The sequence below is a fragment of the Pseudonocardia pini genome, from assembly GCF_013870575.1.
GTDB lineage: Bacteria > Actinomycetota > Actinomycetes > Mycobacteriales > Pseudonocardiaceae > Pseudonocardia > Pseudonocardia pini.
Window position 1 is genome coordinate 1 of the sequence record NZ_JACBXB010000780.1, and the last position, 2,597, is coordinate 2,597.

At 74.7% G+C, this 2,597-nt stretch carries 2 protein-coding genes; both read right to left on the minus strand.

Translation table 11 applies throughout. The features are described from left to right. The coding region (locus H5J29_RS28810) for a dynamin family protein (protein WP_181784125.1) at nt 1-1,202 on the minus strand (1,202 nt) is incomplete at its 3' end. After that, nucleotides 1,199-2,597 (minus strand): Isoniazid-inducible protein iniA (locus H5J29_RS28815; RefSeq protein WP_181784126.1); only part of this gene is annotated, 1,399 nt, incomplete at its 5' end. The genes H5J29_RS28810 and H5J29_RS28815, both read right to left, overlap by 4 nt.

The window sequence follows — 2,597 nt, forward strand, 5'->3', positions numbered from 1 at the left end:
GCGGAGAGCATCCGCAGCTCCACGAACTCGTGCGCGCCCGCCAGGATCCGCTCCCGCTCGGCGATCAGCGGCTGCGCGGCGGGACGGGGATCGCGCTGCAGCACCCGGTCGATCGCCAACAGCGCGGAGCGGGACTTCAACAGCTCCCGGCGCTCGGCGAACTGCGTGGCCAGCACGCTGCGCAGCTCCTCGAGCCCGCTGTGGCGCACCAGCTCCCGGGACAGGTCCGACGGGTCGGTGGTCCCCTTCCGGATCAGCTCCGTGGCCAGCCGCACCCCGAACAGCCCGAACCGCTCCACCAACGCCGCACGCACCGAGGGCTCCGGCGCCCCCTCGGCGGGCCGGGTGCCGAACCGGTCGGCGGACAGCAGCAGCGGGTCCAGCGTCGCCTGCGGCAGACCCGCCAGCCGGACGAGGGCGGCGTGCTCGTCCTGCCGCATCGTCCGACCGCTCTGGGCCAGCAGCCCGGCCACCGGCACGACGGTCTGGCAGAGCCCCCGCAGCGTGGGGTCCGCGCGGTACCGGCGGGCGATCCGCCCGGCCGAGCTGAGCGCGTCGAGCCGCCCGACGCCGATCTCGTCCGCCCTCGAGAGCACCGCGATCGTGGTGACCGGCGTGGCCCGCGCGACGTCGGTGTCCCGGAAGGACTCGAGGAACCGCATGTCGGAGCCGTGCAGGTGACGCATCAGGTAGACGACGGCGTCGGCGGGCGAGGGCTCGTCCTCCGGGGTCAGGAAGTCGCCCGCGCGGGCGGCGGTGTCCGCGGTGAGCGAGGCGATGCCGGGGGTGTCGATCAGGGTCGTGCCCCGCAGGTACCCCGACGGCCAGTCCACGACCAACCGGTCCACCTCGGCGGCGGGCACGCCCAGGTCCAGCCGCAGCGCACCCTGGTTGCGCGCGATCGTGAGCGGCCGCGGCTCGCCCGCCCGGGGGAACATCCGCACCCGCGGGGCAGGCGCGTCCTGGTACCAGGTGACCACCCGCGTGCATTCGCCCGCGTCCGTGGGGGCGATCTCCTCGCCGACCAGCGCGTTGAGCAGCGTGGACTTGCCCGCCTTGACCTTCCCGGCGAACGCCACGCGCAGCGGCTCGTCGAACCGGGACAGGTGCCCCTGCAGCCAGCCGACGGCCTGTGCGTCGTCGCCGTAGACGACGATCGTGCGCCGCAGCAGCTCGCGGACCGCCGCGCCGAGGGTCGTCACCGCTGCCCCGCGAGCGCGTCGGCCTTGGCGGCGAGTGCCCGGACCCGGCCGAGCTCGGCCTCCAGGTCCGCGATCCGCTTCGTCCGCTGCCCCGCCTCCGTGGCGACGGCGTTCTGGGCCGCCGCGACCGACGCCGCCAGCGAGCGGGAGAGCTCCTCGGCCAGCACCGTGAAGTGGTCCCGGAGCTGGCGCTGGGCGCGGCGCAGGGTGTCCCGGGAGTCCTTGCCGACCTGGAAGGTGACCTCGTCGATGTGCCTGCGCACGGCCGTCTTCGCCTCGGCCCGCCGCCGGTCCCGCAGCCTGCGGTGCTCGTCCCGCACGGTCTTGCCGCCGAACAGCAGGCCCGCCGCGATGGACACCGGGTTGAGCAGGGCCATCCCGACGAAGCTCGTCGCCAGCCCGATCATCAGCACGCCGCCGTACCCGCCGCGCATCCCCACGAACAGGCGTTGGCCGACCCCGAACCGCTCGCCCTCCGGCTGTTCCAGCGGGTTGACGACGCCCGGTCTGCCGCCGTCGATCCGGATGTCCGGCAGGGCGGCGTCGGCGGCCTCGGAGAAGTGCTCGGCGACCTGCTCGGCGAGCCAGCGGGCGCGCTGCGCCGTCCACACGTAGTTGGCGGAGGTCGCCGCGCTGACCTGCTGGTGGAACCACTCCGCGAACTGGTCCCAGATGGTGCGGGGGTCGGCGTCGTCGAGCAGCTGTTCGGCGTCCCGGGTGACGGCACGGAGCCGGTCGCGCAGGTCGTACTCGATGTCCGAGATCAGGTCGGCGACGCCGTCGTTCAACGTGATCTGCCAGCGGGCGGACCGCTGCCGCAGCTCGTCCGCCCTGGTCTTGGCCGCGGTCAGCTCCGCGACGAGCGCCTCGGCGCCCGCCGGGTCCCGCAGCGCGGTCAGCTCGGCGGTGAACGAGGCGGCGAGCTGCTCGGCCACGACGTTGACGTCCTGGCTGGTGGAGCGCCGGTCGAGGTCGTCGGCACGGGCCACGACCCGGCGCAGCAGGAACCCGACGAGCGGCGCGAAGCCGGACTCGGCGAGCAGCTCGGGGTCCTTGGTCGCGGCGCCCGCGAGCCGCAGCTCCGACGACACGGGGAACACCTCGGCGTCGATCCCGGCGGTCTTGAGGTGGCCCTGGTCCAGCTCCACGATCCGCCGCCAGTGCGGGTACAGGTCGGTCTTGGTGACCACGCAGCCGACGGTCGGGCACAGCTCCATCGCCGCGCGCAGGAAGTCCAGCTCGGGGCCGGTGTACTCCTGGGCGGCGTCGGACACGAGCAGGACCGCGTCGGCGGTGGGGAGCGCTGCCGTGGTGGCCGCGCCGTGCGCGGAGCCCAGCCCGCCGACACCCGGCGTGTCGACGAGCACCAACCCGCCCGCGAGCAGCGACCGCGGC